Raw genomic sequence first — 17,005 nt, 5'->3', positions numbered from 1 at the left:
GTCCCTATTCAGGTCGAGGCAGAGTCCGGCGTTTGTGCATTCGCTTGTACACTCGCCGGGTCGGGTGATGCTACGCCCAGGCTGGCTGCGCGCAGTGTTTCAAATTCCTTCTTGTATTCCATGGTGCGACGGTTGGTGCTCATGGCCATCAGGGTATCGCTGCCGCCGTCTTCGCGGTCTTTCACCAGGAACCAGACCCGGCGTTCGCGGATGTACAGCATGGCAAACACGCCCAGGATCAGCAAGACCGCGCCGGTATAGACCACAACCTTGCCAGGGGCGCGGGCCACCTGAAAGATGCTGGCCTGGACCTGCTTGTAGTTGGTCATCTGCAAGTAAAGCGGCGACGGGTAGAAAAAGGAATCGGACAGCGCCAGCACGGCCGAGTCGAAGAACTTTTCATGCGCCGGATCTTGCGCCACAGGCTTCTGGCCGTTGTTTTCGCGGCTGATCTGCCACAGCTGCCACAAGGTGCCGTTGAGAATGCGCACGAACACATCGGAGGCCTGCTGCTGCTTGTCGGGCGGCACTGCGGCCTCGAGGTATTGCGCCAGCGCAGGCAGACCGCCGGGCGCGGCCACCACCGGCTTGCCGGTCTTGGGATCCGTGGGGATTTCGCCGGCAAAAATGTCCAGGGTGCGACTGGCCGTCACCTGGAGCTGGCTCTTCAGCTCCGCAGTGGCATCTGGCGGCAGGGAGGCGGCCACATACTGCGCGGCAGCCTGCTCGCGATCCTTGGGGTTGAACAGGGCGGCGCGCAGGTGCATCCAGCCGTCGATCGAATCGTTGCCGTCCGCCGGAATGCGCATGTACTTGTAGCCGGCATCGAGCGAGCTGCGCTCACCCGCGAGAAACACCTTCTCGCCATTGAGCTCGACCGGCAGCATGTAATTGAAGTACTCGTGCGCCTGGCCCGAGGCGTCCCGAATCTTGTAGACCACCGCCGGGCCGATGTTCTGCAGGTGACGCTCTCCCGGCGCCGCGACCGGCGCGCCCAGGTGCTGATCGAACCCGGCCATCAGCGATTTTTCCTTGGGCTTCACGCCGGTGGTCTGCGCCGGGCTCATGTCCTGCACGTTGAAAATGCGCAGTTCGCTGAACTCGACCTGCAGGCTCTGCGCGCCGTTGCTGAGCTGGCGGTCCGTGCCCACGGTCCCGGTGAGATCAAAGGTCTTGTCGCTCGGCCCGTGCATCGGCCAGGCCTTGAGAAACAGTTCAGAGCCCCCATCGGCAAAACCGGACTGGAAGATGGTCACGCCGTCGTAGGTCAGGGGATGATTGACCTCGATCTTTGCCGGAAAGCTCTTGCCGGTCTTCGGGTCGGTGATCACCACGTCGCTGGAATACAGCCGCGGCATGCCGGTGGAATAGAAATCGATGTTGAATTTCTTCAGGTGGATGTTGAACGGCAGCGGTTGCAGCAGCACGCCATCGCCCATGGTGAGCACGGCCATATTGGATTCGCCGCCATCCGGAATCTGCAGGTTGCCGCGGAAGGTGGGGTTGTGTACCGACAGCCTGTTGGCCTCGGGCACCTGCGAGATGAGCATGTTGCTCTTGAGCGGTTCCTTGCCGAACATCCACATCTGCGCCTTGATCATCATGTCGCCATCAAACAGCGCACCCACGCAGATCAGCACGAACGCCGCATGCGCCAGCACATAACCCACGCGGTTGATGCCGCCGGTCTTGGCCGCAATCATGGTGGCACCCGCGCCGCCCTCCTGCGCAGCCGGGCGCTCCTGCAGCTTGAACTTGTAGCCGTGACTGCGCATGACGCCCGTGATGTGCTCGACCGTGGCGGCGCGGCTGTCGGTGAAGACCGCTTCGCCGCGCTCGTGGAAGTGGCGCATGCTTTGTTCGCGCACCCCTTCCTTGTAGGTTTTCAGGTCGGTGATGATCTTGGGGGTATTGCGGATCAGGCACAGGCTGGTGGATACCACCAGAAAGGTCAGGATCAGCAGGAACCACCAGGAGGAATAGACGTTGTACAGCTCGAACTTTCGAAACACTTCGGCCCAGAACGGCCCGAACTGGTTGATGTAGTTGTTGTACGGCTGACCCTGGGTGAGCACGGTGCCGATGATGCTGGCCACCGCGACGATGACCAGCAGCGCAATGGCAAAGCGCATCGACGACAGCAGCTCGACGAAGGCCCGCCAGGCGCGCGACCCATGCTGCAATTCCCAGCCGGAGGTGCTCAGTGAGGTGTTGGGAACTGGAGAGGGTGTGGCGGACATGGATGGCGAAACCAAAGGGGCGTGACGCTATGCAGCGCACATGCAGGAAAACAAGTGGCAGCAGAACATGGGCTGTGCCAGGGTGGGACGATGAGGGCTCGGAGCAGGGCGTGGATGCCACGCACCACAGACCGCTTGACGAGACCGCTCAACCACAGGCGCTGGGAACATGAACAAATCAATGAATCAATATAGCAAAAGAGAAAAACCTCAATTTTGACATTTCACAGCCCGGACAAAGGTGCTGTCGACCTGTCGGATGAAACAACGCAAGCTGCGTTTTGACATGCGACAGCCCCTGTGCAACTTGGGCCTTGCCGGGTGAGAGAGATCGCGCGACGCTGGAAAGTTCCAGTAACAGCGCGTATCTGAACAAAATCGGCCGCGATTCAGCGCGGCAATTCGGACGGTGCGCGCAACCCTGCGGCGTAATCCGCCACAGCAGCGATTTGCTTGTCCGTCATGCGCGAGGCGATGTCGTGCATTTCCGGGCTGTTGGTGCGGCGGTCGTTGCGGAACATCTGCAACTCGGTTTCCAGATAGCCTTGCCACTGCCCGCCGATGCGCGGGTAGCGCGACGGCATGCCTGCTCCGCCCGGTCCGTGGCACGACACGCAGGCAGGAACTGCACGATCGGGAATGCCGGCCATCCAGATGGATGCCCCCAGCTTCAGCTCCTTCTTGTCGGCAAACGCCACGCCCGGTTTGAAGGTCTGGCGGCTGTAATACAGCGCCACGTCGCGGATCTGGTCGTCGGTCAGCGCGGCGGCCATCCCGTTCATGATGGCGTTGACCCGCGCCGGCTTCTTGGCACCCTTGGCGATGCGGTAATCATGCAACTGTTTGATGATGTAGTCCGCATGCTGCCCTGCCAGCTTGGGAAATTCTGTGGACGTCGCATTGCCATCCAGTCCATGACAGGCCGCGCAGGTCTGCGCCACCTTGGCCCCGGCCTGCAGTTGTGCGGTGCTGGGCACCGGAAAGGACGATTCCATCACGCTGGAAGCAGCTGCTGGCGGCGTTCCAGCAGCCCAGGATGCGGCGGGCAGCGAGAGCAAACCGGCAAGACTCAGAGCGAGGCGCGCAGTAACCGACGTGGTGGGCATGAATGGCAATCCATCAGAAAGACGCCAGCGCGAGACAACAGCGACAATGCGCTGTTCCGCGCGGCACGGACTCTGGAACGAGCGCAGCAGTTCTCCGCGCCCAGTTGATTTCATAAGATGGCGCATCCTAGCGATACATAAGTCATGGCGAATATAGGGAATTCCAGCAGGTCAGCGCCTTCCAAGGACGCGCAGGACCGCCCCAAGCCTCCTTGTCCCCCTCGGGGGGCCGGTCGGCGAGCCGACCCTGGGGGCACCCCGGTGCGGTTCAGCCCGCTGCTGCACAGCGCGCGCTTCATGGTGACCAGTTCGGCCATGGACAATCTTCCGCACACCGGCCTGCCGGAAATCGCCTTTGTCGGGCGCTCGAACGCCGGAAAGTCCACCGCGATCAACACACTCTGCCAGCAGCGGCAGCTCGCCTTTGCCTCCAAGACCCCTGGGCGCACGCAACACATCAATTTTTTCGCCGTCGGGCCGAAGGACAAGCCCAGTGGCTTGCTGGTCGATCTGCCGGGCTACGGCTACGCGGCGGTGGCGAAAACCGACAAAAAACGCTGGCAGTTGTTTCTGGCGCAATACCTCGCCGAGCGCGGGCCGCTGGTGGGCCTGATCCTGCTGGCGGACTCGCGCCTGGGTTTGACGGAGATCGACCTGTCCCTGCTCCAGTTCATGGCACCAGCCAGTGTGCCGCTGCATGTGCTGCTGACCAAGTCGGACAAGCTCAACCGGCAGGAAGGCCAGCGGGCGGCGCAGGCCGCGCGCGACCAGCTTGCGCAGCATGCGCAGGCGGTCGGCATGACGGCGCCGATTTCGCTGCAATTGTTCTCCGCCACCAAGCACACAGGCATCGAAGCCGCGTCCCAGCTGATCGAGAGCTGGCTGGCGGAGCATCAGCCCCAGGCTGCAGCGCCCCATGACGACACCCCAGACACTGCGGCGCCTGCAGAGGGCCAGGGTTGACTCAGGGCCGCCCGAGCGTCAGGTAGACGTTGACTTTCTGCCCCGGCGCCTTGGCCACGCCGAAATAGACCGGACCGAGCGGGGTGTCGGTGCCCAGGTAGGCGCCCACGCTCTGCCGCAGATCGCCCAGGCTGACGGCGCTGCGCTGCGTCCAGGTATTGCCGCGCTCAAGCACCAGGCCGAGGTAGCTGGCACCGCCGAACAGCCCGGGCGTGGTCAGTTCGTAGCGATAGCCCAGACGGCCATAGACCAGGTAATTGCCGATGAGCTGGCCTTCGCGGTAGCCGCTCAGGGCGTCGAAACCGCCCAGCGAAAAATAATCCAGCCCCAGGCCCTTGCGGTCGCGGAAACTCGCGGCCCGGGCGGCCAGCTCCACGGTATGCCGTCCGGCGCTGAAGTCGGCCTGGCCGGACAGGTCGATCCGGTCGTAGTTGCTGTCGCTGCCCAGGCCGGTGCGCGCAGCGAACACCTCCAGGCGGGTGCGCCAGCCGCTGGTGGGGAAGTCGGCATGGTCGAGGCGATCGAAAATGGCCAGCGCCCGCACCCCGCCTTCGCGCAGGGTCTGGCCGTTCACCAGCCCGGTCTGGCCCAGCAGGTAATCGGCCGAGATATTGGCCCGGCTCAGGCCCAGTCGCACCTCGCCATAGCCGGAGACGGGCACGCCCAGATCGACCCCGGCGCGGCGGGTATTGAGGCGGTAGCGCACGATGGGGTTGTCGCCCTGATAGACATCGACCGGGCGGGCGTCGAGATCGAAATACGGCGAAATGAACACGGTGTCGCGTGCGTCGAGCGGCTGATACAGCTCGGAAAACCAGCGGTTGCGCCAGCCGATCTGCAGATCGTTGCGCCATTCGCCGCCCAGGCTGTTGAGCCATGGCCTGCGCTGCGCGAGCTGCAGGGAGAACCGCGACTGGTTGCGCAGGTCGGTATAGAGCCCGAGGCCGAAGCGCAGATAGTTTGGCCCCCAGGCCTTGTCCTGCAGTCGGTATTCGAGGGTCTGCCCCTGCCGCGCATCGATCAGGCGGTAGTCCACGCGGGAGAAGTCGCCCAAACCGAACAGGCGGTCCACGTCGTGGCGCACGGCGCTGAAATTTAGCGGTTCACCGGCTTTTTGCTGCAATTGCGCCTGCAGGGTTTTGTCGACGCCAGGTGCCAGCCCACGCACCTCCACCGCGACCAACGGGGCGTTGAACTGCATCTGCGCCACCAGCGTCTGCGCCCGGCGCGCGAAGGCATCGCGCCAGCGCGCGTATTGCGCCGATGGCAGCGCCAACGGCGCGAGTTTTTCGCGTGCGGCCATCACGGCTTCATAGCCGATTTTGATGGCACGGTCGCCCGCCTGGAAATCGAGTGAGGACAGGTTGCCCAGATCGGGCGAGATCAGCACGTCGCCGGGCTTGAGTGTGTCGATCTGCGCCCGGATGTTCTGCTCGATCAGGATGTTGATCATCTGCGAGGTCAGCCCGACGATGTTGTCGAGTGCCTCGCGCGATTCCAGCGGCGTGCCGATATTGATGGCCACGATGTGCCGCGCGCCCATGTCACGGGCCACGTCCACGGGCAGGTTGTCCACCAGACCGCCATCCCCCAGGAGCGCGCCATCGACCTCCGTGGGAGGAAACACCCCGGGCACCGACATGCTGGCGCGCAGGGCATTGGCCAGCGTGCCCTGCTGCAGAATCACCTTTTGCCCCGTGACCATATTGGTCGCCACGGCGCGGAACGGGATCGGCAGGTCATTGAAGTTGCGCACGGGAATGGCCGGCAGGGTGAGGTTGGTCAGCACCTGTTCGAGCTGGGTGGTGTTGACCGCAGCATTCGGAAACTGCACCTGTCCACGATCGCTCAGACCGAATTCGATGCCGCCCGGCATCTGCTCATCGGCCTGCTTGCGGCGGAAATTCAGCCCCTCGCGGGCCGGACGGCTGGACAGCACACTGGTCCAGTCCATGCCCGAAACCTGGCTGCGCAGCACGTCGACCGACACCCCTTCGGCATACAGCCCACCGATGATCGCGCCCATGCTGGTGCCGGCGATGCAATCGATCGGCACATGGAGCTGCTGCAAGGCCTCGAGTGCGCCGATATGCGCAAACCCCCGCGCACCGCCGCCCGACAGCACGAGGCAGGTGCGTCCGGCACCCTTGGGCGCCTGCCCGGCCCACGCGGGCGAGGCAGCGGCGCACATCACCGAAAAAAGGAACAACGCCAACGCGCCACGAAGGCGCCCGCGCGAATGGACAGAACGCATGCAGCCATTGTCGCCTGTCGGCGCGCGGCGGAATCAGACAGCCTGTACCGCCCTGGGCATCCAGCGCAGTCCCGGCAGGTCGATCAGCGCGGACATCGGCACCACCTCGCGGGCGCCCAGCGGTGTGCGCCAGAAGGCGATTTGCGGCAAGCAGCGACAGTGCGCGGCCCGCATTGCGGCCCAGACCAGCTGCGTGCAATACAGCGCGTGTGGCGCGTCCAAGAGAAAGTCGGCGTTGAACGCCCAGCCGACATGGCGCAGCGCCCAGTCTGACAGTTGCCACGCCTGCGCATTGCCGACAGGCAGCCGCGCCGCCGCGGCGTTGCGCACGTCGGCTGCCGCGACGAAGGCCTGCGCCGTGGTCTGCCGCACCCCGGGCTGCCCCGCGTGCTCGGACGGACAGGCATGCACCACCTGCGCCGCGCCATGCGCGTCATGCCCGACGACCAGGCCGACATGACTGAAGCGCACGGCCGCGTCGAGCGCCTGCACCCCCAGCCCCTCGAGACTGACCGTGCGGCGAAACAGCAGGTCGCCCGCCCGCAGTGCGGCATCGTCCACCTGCCAACGTGGCGACATGGTGTGCAGCGCAGCCCACGCGCCTGTGGTCACCAGCGCCAGCCCGCCAAGCAGCAGGCGCCGGTGCCTTGTCCGGTCACACCCCGACTCGGTCGAGGAGCGCGGCGTCATAGACCGTCGTTCGCGAGAATTCGCCACTGGTCGCCAACTCTGCCGATGCGCAGGGTCTCGGTCTGCCGGCTGCCGTCGCCATACCGCACGTCGAAGCGCACCAGCTTGATGCTGCCCTGGTCGGTGACATTGAGGATGGTGATCTTGTCCACACCGCCCCTGGCCTGGATTTGCGCCTGCGCCCGCTTGAGCGCCACGCGCATCTTGTCGGGGCCGAGAATTTGCAGATCAGGGCCGAGCAGCGCATACGCCGCATCGAACCGGCCATTCTGCACATCGCCGTAGAACTGCGCCGGCATGCTGCGCACTGGGTCGCCAAAGCCAAGCAGGTTTTTCAGCCAGTCGAAAAATCCGCCCGACTGCGCACTTTGCGCGCGCGGGGCTGCGGCCTGTTCGCGCAGCGACTGGCCCGCCTCGCTCAGCTGCTGCCCCCACTGCTGCATCGACTGGCCGAGCGCACCGCCAGCGTCACGCATGGCCAGCTGCGCGCGCATCGCGATCTCCTCGGCTTGCGATGGCAACACCCAGCCCTGTGCGGTCTTGTGCAGCAAAATGGTTTGCGCAAGCGGCGCGGACAGCCTGGGGAATTGGGTCGACACCGGCGGCTGCTGCGCCCAGGCGGGCTGTCCGCTCCACACCAGCTCCACCCGCGCCAGCGCCCAGCCCTCGGGCAGTTTGACCCCGGCGGGCAACGACCCCGCCGCGTTCTCTCCCGGGTGCAACGGCTGCACCCGTTGGATGCGCAGGCCGTCTGCGACGCACAGCGCGCCATCGCGAATGTAGCGCGCAGCCTGCGGCCCGTGGGCATATTTCAACTGCTGCAAAAAGCCGTTCTGCACCTTCACCGGCGCGGTGTAGACACCTGCCTTCACCAGCGCATCGAGCCATTGCTGCGTGTTCTGGTCGAAGCCGTTGACGAACACCGGATCGGCGGCGTAATTGAAATTGCGCACGCAGGCATCGTCGCGCAGCAAGGCGGCCTGGTGGTCTTGCAGCCAGGCCTTGGCCGCCGCCTGCAGTTCGGCGGAGGACGGTGTGTCGCCGCGTGTGAACACGTACCAGGCCAGGGCTGCGGCTGCCAGCAGCAGCACCGACATCCCCCCGAGCGCCCACAGCGCAGCGCGTCGGCTGCGGGAGGCCGGTGCAGGCTGCGGCGCTGCCTGCACCGGCGCGGCAGGAGGCGCCGGCTGCACGCCGCTTGGCCGCAGCGGCGCGCCGCACTGCTCGCAAAACCGCGCGTCATCGACGTTCTTCGCGCCACATTGTGTACAAAAACGCGGCATCGCAGGCTCCTCACTTCAGCTTGTGGCCGCAACTGCCGCAAAACATATCGTCGGGCTGCACCGCAGCACCGCAATTCGGGCAGTGTGCGGCAGCGGCTGTCGGCGGGTTGGGCATGGCCGGTGCGGTTGCGCCACCCGTGGCCTGCTCTGCGCTTGTCGCGGCGCCGTCGCCTGGCGCAGCAGACGGCGCGCCGGGCGACACTCCGCGCGGCTTGTATTCGTCGAGCTTTTGCTTGAACTGCGCAAGTTTCTGTCCCACCAGCTCGGTTGCCTCGGAACCCACGCCTTCGCTGACTGCGCGGTAGACGAAGATCAAGCCGAGCACATAAATCAGGCTGACCACCGCCCACGCCAGGAACCACACCAGGCCGATGGACAGCATCGCGCCGCCCATCCCGGTTCCTCCCATGCTTTCCGGGCCAAATTGCCGCATGATCCCGCCGGCACCCCAGCTGCCAAACCCGCTGGTGGCAAAAAAGCCGCCGACCGACATGCTGCCGAACAACACCACGGCAACAATGAACCCCACAGCCGGAAGCACCAGCAACCCGAGCACCAGGAAGTGCATGAACACCTCCAGCGGCCGCTTGATCACGATGCCCACCGCGCGCGACAGGCTGCCGACAAAACCTTCACCATGCCAAACCGCCGCGACCACCAGCGGCCCGGCCAGCAGCAGCACGGCGTAGGCCAAGGCAACCACCACGACCAGCGGCCCGGCGAGCAAAAAGCCGAACAGCCCACCCAGCCCCGGGATGCGGCCGAGCAGCGACAGCAGATAAGCCACCAGCAAGATCACCGCAAAGCCCAGGCCGAGCAAGATCAGCAGACCGATGACATAGAGCGCCGACTGCACGCCGCCCAGAAAAGCCGGGCCGAAGCCGCGGATCGGCTGGTCGTACGCCTGATCCATCAGCATCAGACCGCTGGCGTTCATGCCGACGACGATGACGATGCTGCCCAACAGGCTCATCAGCATCATCACTGCAGCGCTGCCCGAGCTCATGCCGGCCGCCGCGCCGCCGCTGATGGCCAGCCCGCCCAGCACAAAGCTGCCGGCCAGCATGGCCAGCGCGCGCCAGTTGTGCAGCGCCTCATAGCTGCGCAGCAGCACGCCGAGGTTGTTGGTGGTTTTGACAGTCATGGAGTCCTCCCTGGACGAATGGTTGGCGAAACGCGAAATCAGGGGTTGTTGCTCTGCTGCGCCGAATTCGGGCATTCGGGTACCTTGCCCCAGAGCGGGTCGGGCGACAGCGGCGCACCGCAATACTTCCAGCGGGTCTCCTGGATGCACAGTTGCTGGGTGAAAAAATTGCCCTTCTGCTCGCAGGCGGCCAGCCCCGCACGCAAGACCTCCAGCCGTCCCGAAGGCCGGGCGGGGGCAACGGGCGCTGGCTGCGGCGCGGGCGCGGGTGCAGGCACGGGCGCAGGTTGCGGCGCCTGCGCGGATGCAGGCGCCTCCTGAGGCGCAGGCGTGTGGATAGGCACCGACTTGGGCCTGGCGTGCTCAATGCGTGGAGCCACCGGCTTGAAGGTTTCGGGCTGCGACTTGGCCGGGGCTTGCGCGGAGACCGGCTGCTTCGGTTCAGTGCGCGGCGGCTCGATCGGCGTCACTGCGGGCGCGGCCTGGGCCACCGAGGCGGCATGCACCGGCGCGGCGTTTGCGGCCGAAGCAGCCCGCGCGACCGATGCCGACGCGGGCGGGGCAGCCGCAGGTGTGGGTTGCGCCACAGCAGACGCGGCGCTGCCGCTGGCAAGCGGCACGCCGGACTGCGCTTGCTGCGAATGGGTGCGAGACCACCAGAGGCTGCCGCCGCCGATCAACAGCAGCGCGATGACCACGGTGGCGATGCCGCCGATCATCACCGCGTTGCTGCCCTTGGCAGGGACCGATGCCTGCTGCGCCGCGCCGGGCCGCGGCTGCGCCTGAGCGAACAGCGCGGCCTCTGCCGCCCGTGCCTTGGCCTGGATTTCGGCCTCCATCCGGGCGGTGGCCGCACGCCGCTCTTCCTCGCGCTGCTGCCGTGCCGCGATCTCGGCCTGCTGTGCAGCCTGTTGTGCTGCCTGCTGTGCAACTTTCTGGGCTGCCTCTGGCGCAGCCTGCTGGGCTGCCCGCTCCGTGGCCTGCCTTGCAGCCTGTTGTGCGGCAGCGGCTGCCAGAGCCACCTCCTCGGCCTGCGCCTGGGCGGCCGCTTCATCGGCCAGGCGCCGGGCCTGGGCCTGCTGCTGCGCGGCAGCGGCCCCATCGGGGTCAGGTGCACTCGGTGCGGGCGGCGGTTGCAGCGGGGTTTGGTCGGGCTCGGTGCCAGCCCGCGCTGGTTCGGCCGATCTGGGCATGGGCGCTCCACACTGTCTGCAGAACTTTGCCTCGTCCTTGTTTTCTGCTCCGCATTGCGTACAAAACCGTGACATTTTGCCCCCCAGTTGCAAATGAGGGCGATATTAGCAAGGCTTGTAGTCGGCGCGGTGACAGCTACGGCCCACACAAAAAGGCCTGCCACCCTTGCGGATGGCAGGCCTTGTGAAGACCCGATCTGCCAGAGCAGACGGGCCCATGAAGCGACAGACGTCGGGTCTGGACTTACATGTCCATGCCCATGCCGCCCATGCCACCGCCGCCGGGCATGGCGGGTGCGGCTTCTTCCTTCGGCGCCTCGGCCACCATGCACTCGGTGGTGAGCATCAGGCCGGCAACCGATGCGGCGTTCTGCAGCGCGGTGCGGGTGACCTTGGTCGGGTCGAGAATGCCCATCTCCAGCATGTCGCCGTAGGTGTCGTTGGCGGCGTTGAAACCGAAGTTGCCCTTGCCTTCGAGCACCTTGTTGATCACCACGCTGGGTTCGCCACCGGCGTTGGCAACGATTTCACGCAGCGGTTGCTCGATGGCGCGCAGCACGATCTTGATACCGGCGTCCTGATCGTGGTTGTCGCCCTTGATCTCGCCAACAGCCTGACGGGCGCGCAGCAGCGCCACGCCACCACCGGCCACGATGCCTTCTTCCACCGCAGCACGGGTGGCGTGCAGGGCGTCTTCGACGCGGGCCTTCTTCTCCTTCATCTCGACTTCGGTGGCGGCACCGACCTTGATGACGGCCACACCGCCAGCCAGCTTGGCCACGCGCTCCTGCAGCTTTTCGCGGTCGTAGTCGGAGGTGGCTTCCTCGATCTGGATGCGGATCTGCTTGACGCGCGCCTCGATGTCGGCAGCCACACCCGCGCCGTCGATGACGATGGTGTTTTCCTTGCCCACTTCGATGCGCTTGGCCTGGCCCAGATCGGCCAGCGTGACCTTCTCCAGCGACAGGCCAACTTCTTCGGCGATGACCTTGCCGCCGGTCAGGATGGCGATGTCTTCCAGCATGGCCTTGCGACGGTCACCGAAGCCCGGCGCCTTGACGGCCACGGTCTTGAGGATGCCGCGGATGCTGTTGACCACCAGGGTGGCCAGCGCTTCGCCGTCCACGTCCTCGGCGATGATCAGCAGCGGACGGCTGGCCTTGGCCACTTGCTCCAGCGCGGGCAGCAGGTCGCGGATGTTGGAGATCTTCTTGTCGTGCAGCAGCACGAACGGGTTCTCCAGCACGGCAACCTGCTTGTCCTGGTTGTTGATGAAATAGGGTGACAGATAGCCACGGTCGAACTGCATGCCCTCGACGATGTCGAGTTCGTTCTCCAGGCTCTTGCCGTCTTCAACGGTGATCACGCCTTCCTTGCCCACCTTGTCCATCGCCTCGGCGATGATCTGGCCGACATTCGCGTCGCTGTTGGCCGAGATGGAACCAACCTGCGCAATTTCCTTGGAGCTGGAGCAGGGCTTGGACGCTTTCTTCAACTCCTCGACCAGGGCGGCGACCGACTTGTCGATGCCGCGCTTGAGGTCCATCGGGTTCATGCCGGCGGCCACATACTTCATGCCTTCGCGCACGATGGCCTGGGCCAGCACGGTAGCGGTAGTGGTGCCGTCACCGGCGTTGTCGGAGGTCTTGGAAGCCACTTCCTTGACCATCTGCGCGCCCATGTTCTGCAGCTTGTCCTTGAGCTCGATTTCCTTGGCCACGGACACACCGTCCTTGGTCACGGTGGGGGCGCCGAACGAGCGCTCGAGCACCACATTGCGGCCCTTGGGGCCCAGGGTGGTCTTCACAGCATTGGCGAGAATGTTCACGCCTTCCACCATGCGAACGCGCGCGTCCGCACCAAAAATCACGTCTTTTGCAGCCATTGAAATTCTCCGTAAATAGCAGTTGAAGCAGAGTTCAGCGCGGATGCGCAGTGCCGTGGGGCAGCGTCATCCGCCGGCTGGACCATTATTTTTCGATGACGGCCATCAGGTCGTCTTCACGCATCACCATCAGCTCGTCGCCGTCCACCTTGACGGTCTGACCGGCGTACTTGCCGAACAGCACACGGTCGCCCACCTTCACCGCCATGGCAACCAGCTTGCCTTGGTCGTCATGCTTGCCCGGACCCACGGCCAGCACTTCACCCTGATCCGGCTTTTCCGCCGCGCTGCCCGGAATCACGATGCCGGAAGCCGTGGTGGTTTCTTGTTCGATGCGCTTGACCACGACACGGTCATGCAGAGGACGCAATTTCATGCAAATCTCCTGAAGTTTGTAAAAAACTGGGCACCCGCTCGGTGCCAATTGACAGGCCGCCCGCTGGACACAGCCCAAACCAGACGGCCAGAAACCCATTTTGAAGCTGCTTGCATGACAGCGCTTTGACGCCACTGTTAGCACTCACCTTCAACGAGTGCTAATTATAGGGACGGACTTCCGCGTTTCAAGGGCGGCAAACAAACCACACACAACGGTCAGACAGGGCGCATGCGCTGCGCGGCCGCAACGCTTTCATTCGCACAAATGCAACCAATCGAAACAGTTTGCCGTTCATCGGCGAAATTCGACCGTTCGTCGGCAAAGCCACCCACCGCCCTCTGTGCGTCCAACAGAATGCGCCCAAGGAGAGTCTGCCCATGTCAAGCCCGTTTCCTGTCGACCGCAAAACCCACCGGGGGTTCACCCTGATCGAGTTGATGATCGTGGTGGCGATCATCGCCATCCTGTCGGCGATTGCGATTCCTGCCTACACCGCCTATGTGGCCCGCAGCAAGCTGACCGAGGCGTTCTCCGGGCTGTCGAGCATGAGCGTGGCGATGCAGCAGTATTACCAAGATAACCGAACCTATCAGGATGTGACCGCCGGGAATAATCCTGATCCCTACCCTTGCGCCAATCCTCCGGTCGGCAAGTACTTCAATTTCACTTGCCCAACCGTGACGTCGACAACTTTCACGTTGCAAGCGCAAGCAAAGGACCCTAGCCTGATGAACGGTGGAACAGCACTGACATTCACGATCAATCAGGACGGCGCCAAGGCAACCGCAAATCCCCCATCCGGCTGGACATTGCCCAGCCCCAACACCTGCTGGGCGCGCGACCAGTCCGGGGACTGCTGAGATGCGCACCGCAAGCCCCCGCCAGCTAGGTTTCACCCTCGTCGAAATGCTGGTGACCATCGCCATTGCCGCCCTGCTCGGCGTGATGGTCGTGCCCAACCTGATCGACATGGTCGATTCCGGCAAGACCTCGATGCTGGTCAACAAATTCCCCCAGGACGTGGCCTGGGCGCGCAATCAGGCGGTGACGACACAGCAAGCGGTCGAGATCGACCTCACCGGCATCGCCGCCAATGCGTGCACCTGGACCACGCGAGTCGGCGGGCAGCCAATCTCTGCGCACTCGCTGACTCCGGCGCAATTCGCCGCGCGCTACCCCGGCGTGAGCTGTGCAATCCAGCAGGCTCCCACCACCGGCAAGCTGGTGTTCGACACCCAGGGTTTCATTACCGACGGCATCGGCAACGCCGCTGCGCCGGTGATTACGGTCACTGCCAAGCAGGGGCAGACCTGGACGATGCAACTGCTCAGTTCTGGCAGCGTCATTCTCAGCAGCAACACCGCATCATGAACCGCATCGCAACGTCTTCGCCGCCCCAACAATCGGGTCTGTCACTGATCAGCGTGCTCGTAGCCATCGTCATATTCGGGCTGGGCATGCTCAGCATCGCCTCACTTTACGGCCTGACGGTTCCGGCGCAGACCGCTAACGAGGAAGCGCTCGACACGGCGGCCTGGGGCAACCAACTCTGGGCTACGCTGCAGGCCAGCCCGCAGGTGATTTCGCAGATCGGCGCGGGCGCCACTGCGACTTACACGCCAGGTAACTACGCCGCTGCGGCGCCACCAGCGCTGCAGCCCATGCTCGCCAGCATGTTCACCCCGGGGCAGTCGATGTATCTGCCAAATGCCTCTGTGAAGATCACGACCCAGGCTGGTGCGGACGGCAATCCGTGCAATGTCAGCGTCCCCACGGCGCCGACCTGCGGCGTGCAGATGACCATCCAGTGGCAGGCGGGTCGGGGCGGCGGCGGCACGCGCACGCAGATCTTCAACTATCAGGTGGGATTGCTCTCGCCGACATCGCCATGAATCGCTCCCGCATCGCATCCCCGCGCAGGCCGACTCCGAGGCCAGTGGCCGCGAGGCAGCGTGGCCTGAGCCTGATCGAACTGATGGTCGCTCTGGTCATCGGGCTGATCTTCTCGCTCGCCGTGTTGCTGGTGCAATCGTCGCTGACCAAGCAGAACGTCGCGATGAGCGACGCAATGCAGCGCGACTCGCAGACGCGCGCCGCGCTCGATCTGATGTCCAGGGATCTGTCCAATTCCGGCTATTTCCAGAGCGGCCCGATTCCGGGAAGCAATAAATGCAATCTGATCCTGTCCTACGGGGCCAACGGCGGCAGCGCGACGTTGAGTGCACCAGCGATGGCTGCATCCGAGCCGAGCCCGCTGCCCACCACGAGCAGCGTCAGCACATCGCTCGATCCAGCCAACTACACCCCGCCGGGTGGCAACACCTCGGTGTTGCTGACCATGACCATGGCTGCTGCCACCCCGCAGATCAACCCATCTCTTGGCGGGCCTGTCAATGTGGTGTTTCCGGGACAGGCCGCCCCGGACACGCCGCCCGCAGGAACCAATCTGGTGCTGAGCAAGCTGCCTTCGGGAATCCAGGCTGGCGACTCTGGCCTGCTTGAGCTCAAGAACTTTCGCTTTTCGGGCAAGAACGTGTGCTTTCAAATTCCGATCAGCCACATCCCGGCGCAGACCGCCACCCAGCCCGCATCGGTCGACAGCCTGAACAACAGTGCGCTGACGCCTGCTGTCAGCACGCCGTATCAGACCAAGGGCTACAACGGCTTTCAGGCCGCGCTGCGCAGCGCCGGTCTGCTGGGATCGGGACAGACCCTGCTGCCCACCGATTTTTACGGCCCCGGGACGGTGCAGTTGATCGATCTGGGGCGCCCGGCTCAGCAAAATCTGCAGACCGTGGCGTATTGGGTGGCCAACCAGGCCAATAGCGCGGGCGGCCAATTCCCCGCGCTGATGCGCGCGGTGATCAACCCCCAGACCGGATCGCTTGTGGGCCAACCGGTGCCGGTTGCCGCTGGCGTGGTCAGCCTGGTTGCGCTGTTCGGCGTGGGCACGTCCAACGTCACGCAATACCTGACCGGCAGCGATGTGCTGGCGCAGAACCAGATCGGCAATATCCGCAGTGTCTGGATTGCCCTGGTCACCCGCTCGCTGCACCCCGACATCAACTCGCAATATCAATCTCCAGCAACCATTGCGGTGAATCTGCCCGCGCCCAACACCTATGGACATGCGTTTGACTACCAGGTTCCGGCGGGAGCAACTGGCTATCACTATTCGGTCATCGCCACCGAGGTTGCTGTGCGCAACGCACTTTGGGGAAATGCGCCATGAACACACCGCCTATCCTGCAGCGCGAGCAAGGCTATGTGCTGCTGCTCACACTGATCGTTCTGGTCGTACTGCTATTTGGCGTGCTGTTCGTCACCCGCGGCGATCTGCTGCAAACCGCGATGACCGGCAATACCGTGCAGCGACAGAAAAACCTGCAGATCGGTGACATGGCGCTGCAGCAGGTCAGAAGCGCGATCGTGCAAACCGCCTGCGGCGGCAACCAAAACACCTGTCAGCAGTTGCAGAACACGGCACAGGGCAAGCCGTGGTTTCCAGTCACCGATGCGGGCTCAGCCCTGCCCTGGTCGGGCACGACACCAACGCAAGCCTTTTGGACCTCTTGCCTGGCCAACAGCACCTGCGACACGCTCACACACATTCAAAGCAGCGTGCTTGGCAATTTGAATCCGGCGCCAGCAGCCATTCCCGGATCGAGCAACATTCTCGTTGCCGTCGTGCCCACCACCTTGCCTGCCGATCCATCGGCTTGTTATGTCATGTTCCCGAATGGGTCATCGACCTCCAACTCGACCTACACCGCCAATTACTACGAGATTTTTTTGAATATTCGTGAAGCCAATGGGCAAACAGGTGCCAGCACCGAAAGCGTCTACAAGCTTTGCACTGCGAGTTGAT

15 protein-coding genes are annotated in these 17,005 nt (G+C 64.3%); 6 read left to right on the top strand and 9 right to left on the bottom strand.

The window, feature by feature from the left end; translation table 11 throughout:
• Window positions 1-8 precede the first annotated feature (8 nt).
• Window positions 9-2,240, bottom strand: a complete 2,232-nt coding sequence (locus tag AC1ZQA_RS03900; RefSeq protein ID WP_482678512.1) for a cytochrome c biogenesis protein ResB — start codon at window positions 2,238-2,240, stop codon at window positions 9-11.
• Window positions 2,241-2,629: 389 nt separating this feature from the next.
• Window positions 2,630-3,346, bottom strand: a complete 717-nt coding sequence (locus tag AC1ZQA_RS03895) for a c-type cytochrome (RefSeq protein ID WP_482678511.1) — start codon at window positions 3,344-3,346, stop codon at window positions 2,630-2,632.
• A gap of 297 nt (window positions 3,347-3,643) precedes the next feature.
• Here AC1ZQA_RS03895 and yihA point away from each other — a divergent pair, with 297 nt between their 5' ends.
• Complete coding sequence (gene yihA, locus AC1ZQA_RS03890; protein ID WP_482679270.1) at window positions 3,644-4,309, top strand: ribosome biogenesis GTP-binding protein YihA/YsxC; 666 nt, start codon at window positions 3,644-3,646, stop codon at window positions 4,307-4,309.
• A 1-nt stretch (window position 4,310) separates the two neighbouring features.
• Here the strand turns inward: yihA and AC1ZQA_RS03885 are convergent, their stop codons facing one another.
• From AC1ZQA_RS03885 to AC1ZQA_RS03855, 7 genes are all read right to left on the bottom strand, one after another.
• Entirely contained in the window at window positions 4,311-6,563 is a 2,253-nt protein-coding gene (locus AC1ZQA_RS03885; RefSeq protein WP_482678510.1) for a patatin-like phospholipase family protein, read from the bottom strand.
• Window positions 6,564-6,596: 33 nt separating this feature from the next.
• The gene (locus AC1ZQA_RS03880) at window positions 6,597-7,253 is read right to left on the bottom strand and encodes a YiiX/YebB-like N1pC/P60 family cysteine hydrolase (RefSeq protein ID WP_482678509.1); all 657 of its coding nucleotides are present in this window, start codon (window positions 7,251-7,253) and stop codon (window positions 6,597-6,599) included.
• On the bottom strand, window positions 7,250-8,536 hold the full coding sequence (locus tag AC1ZQA_RS03875) for a zinc ribbon domain-containing protein (RefSeq protein WP_482678508.1): 1,287 nt from the start codon (window positions 8,534-8,536) through the stop codon (window positions 7,250-7,252). Before AC1ZQA_RS03875 ends, AC1ZQA_RS03880 begins: the two co-directional genes overlap by 4 nt.
• A 10-nt stretch (window positions 8,537-8,546) precedes the next feature.
• Window positions 8,547-9,680 (bottom strand): zinc ribbon domain-containing protein, encoded by a 1,134-nt coding sequence (locus AC1ZQA_RS03870; protein ID WP_482678507.1) that lies wholly within the window; start codon window positions 9,678-9,680, stop codon window positions 8,547-8,549.
• A 38-nt stretch (window positions 9,681-9,718) separates the two neighbouring features.
• Window positions 9,719-10,948, bottom strand: a complete 1,230-nt coding sequence (locus AC1ZQA_RS03865; RefSeq protein ID WP_482678506.1) for a zinc ribbon domain-containing protein — start codon at window positions 10,946-10,948, stop codon at window positions 9,719-9,721.
• A 169-nt stretch (window positions 10,949-11,117) separates the two neighbouring features.
• Window positions 11,118-12,758: a chaperonin GroEL gene (gene groL, locus AC1ZQA_RS03860; protein ID WP_482678505.1), complete on the bottom strand. Its 1,641-nt coding sequence runs from the start codon at window positions 12,756-12,758 to the stop codon at window positions 11,118-11,120.
• An 85-nt stretch (window positions 12,759-12,843) separates the two neighbouring features.
• Window positions 12,844-13,134 carry a co-chaperone GroES gene (locus tag AC1ZQA_RS03855; RefSeq protein ID WP_013104897.1) on the bottom strand — a complete coding sequence of 97 codons (291 nt, stop codon included), beginning with the start codon at window positions 13,132-13,134 and terminating at the stop codon, window positions 12,844-12,846.
• A 380-nt stretch (window positions 13,135-13,514) separates the two neighbouring features.
• On the opposite strand from AC1ZQA_RS03855, the gene AC1ZQA_RS03850 reads away from it, so the two are divergent.
• Genes AC1ZQA_RS03850 through AC1ZQA_RS03830 form a run of 5 tightly spaced genes read left to right on the top strand, consistent with a single transcriptional unit; the run spans window position 13,515 to window position 17,004 of the window.
• Complete coding sequence (locus AC1ZQA_RS03850) at window positions 13,515-13,997, top strand: type IV pilin protein (protein ID WP_482678504.1); 483 nt, start codon at window positions 13,515-13,517, stop codon at window positions 13,995-13,997.
• 1 nt (window position 13,998) lies between these two features.
• Complete coding sequence (locus tag AC1ZQA_RS03845; RefSeq protein WP_482678503.1) at window positions 13,999-14,508, top strand: pilus assembly FimT family protein; 510 nt, start codon at window positions 13,999-14,001, stop codon at window positions 14,506-14,508.
• Window positions 14,505-15,029, top strand: a complete 525-nt coding sequence (locus AC1ZQA_RS03840; RefSeq protein ID WP_482678502.1) for a type IV pilus modification PilV family protein — start codon at window positions 14,505-14,507, stop codon at window positions 15,027-15,029. The genes AC1ZQA_RS03845 and AC1ZQA_RS03840 overlap by 4 nt, the downstream gene beginning before the upstream one ends.
• Entirely contained in the window at window positions 15,026-16,369 is a 1,344-nt protein-coding gene (locus AC1ZQA_RS03835) for a PilW family protein (RefSeq protein WP_482678501.1), read from the top strand. Before AC1ZQA_RS03840 ends, AC1ZQA_RS03835 begins: the two co-directional genes overlap by 4 nt.
• 35 nt (window positions 16,370-16,404) lie before the next feature.
• Window positions 16,405-17,004, top strand: coding sequence for a hypothetical protein (locus AC1ZQA_RS03830; protein ID WP_482678500.1), 600 nt, complete (start codon window positions 16,405-16,407; stop codon window positions 17,002-17,004).
• Window position 17,005: the final 1 nt, after the last annotated feature.

It is taken from the genome of Thiomonas sp. DCM-2 (assembly GCF_056820905.1).
The sequence above is the reverse complement of the archived record's forward strand: the minus strand, read 5'-3'. Positions and strand labels throughout refer to the sequence as shown.

What these genes read in the sequence shown, in the direction of transcription:
- AC1ZQA_RS03895 (WP_482678511.1), bottom strand. Translation starts at nt 3,346, where the DNA reads ATGCCCACCACGTCGGTTACTGCGCGCCTCGCTCTGAGTCTTGCCGGT.
- AC1ZQA_RS03900 (WP_482678512.1), bottom strand. Translation starts at nt 2,240, where the DNA reads ATGTCCGCCACACCCTCTCCAGTTCCCAACACCTCACTGAGCACCTCC.
- AC1ZQA_RS03885 (WP_482678510.1), bottom strand. Translation starts at nt 6,563, where the DNA reads ATGCGTTCTGTCCATTCGCGCGGGCGCCTTCGTGGCGCGTTGGCGTTG.
- groL (WP_482678505.1), bottom strand. Translation starts at nt 12,758, where the DNA reads ATGGCTGCAAAAGACGTGATTTTTGGTGCGGACGCGCGCGTTCGCATG.
- AC1ZQA_RS03840 (WP_482678502.1), top strand. Translation starts at nt 14,505, where the DNA reads ATGAACCGCATCGCAACGTCTTCGCCGCCCCAACAATCGGGTCTGTCA.
- AC1ZQA_RS03845 (WP_482678503.1), top strand. Translation starts at nt 13,999, where the DNA reads ATGCGCACCGCAAGCCCCCGCCAGCTAGGTTTCACCCTCGTCGAAATG.
- AC1ZQA_RS03835 (WP_482678501.1), top strand. Translation starts at nt 15,026, where the DNA reads ATGAATCGCTCCCGCATCGCATCCCCGCGCAGGCCGACTCCGAGGCCA.
- AC1ZQA_RS03855 (WP_013104897.1), bottom strand. Translation starts at nt 13,134, where the DNA reads ATGAAATTGCGTCCTCTGCATGACCGTGTCGTGGTCAAGCGCATCGAA.
- AC1ZQA_RS03850 (WP_482678504.1), top strand. Translation starts at nt 13,515, where the DNA reads ATGTCAAGCCCGTTTCCTGTCGACCGCAAAACCCACCGGGGGTTCACC.
- AC1ZQA_RS03875 (WP_482678508.1), bottom strand. Translation starts at nt 8,536, where the DNA reads ATGCCGCGTTTTTGTACACAATGTGGCGCGAAGAACGTCGATGACGCG.
- AC1ZQA_RS03880 (WP_482678509.1), bottom strand. Translation starts at nt 7,253, where the DNA reads ATGACGCCGCGCTCCTCGACCGAGTCGGGGTGTGACCGGACAAGGCAC.
- AC1ZQA_RS03865 (WP_482678506.1), bottom strand. Translation starts at nt 10,948, where the DNA reads ATGTCACGGTTTTGTACGCAATGCGGAGCAGAAAACAAGGACGAGGCA.
- AC1ZQA_RS03870 (WP_482678507.1), bottom strand. Translation starts at nt 9,680, where the DNA reads ATGACTGTCAAAACCACCAACAACCTCGGCGTGCTGCTGCGCAGCTAT.
- yihA (WP_482679270.1), top strand. Translation starts at nt 3,644, where the DNA reads ATGGTGACCAGTTCGGCCATGGACAATCTTCCGCACACCGGCCTGCCG.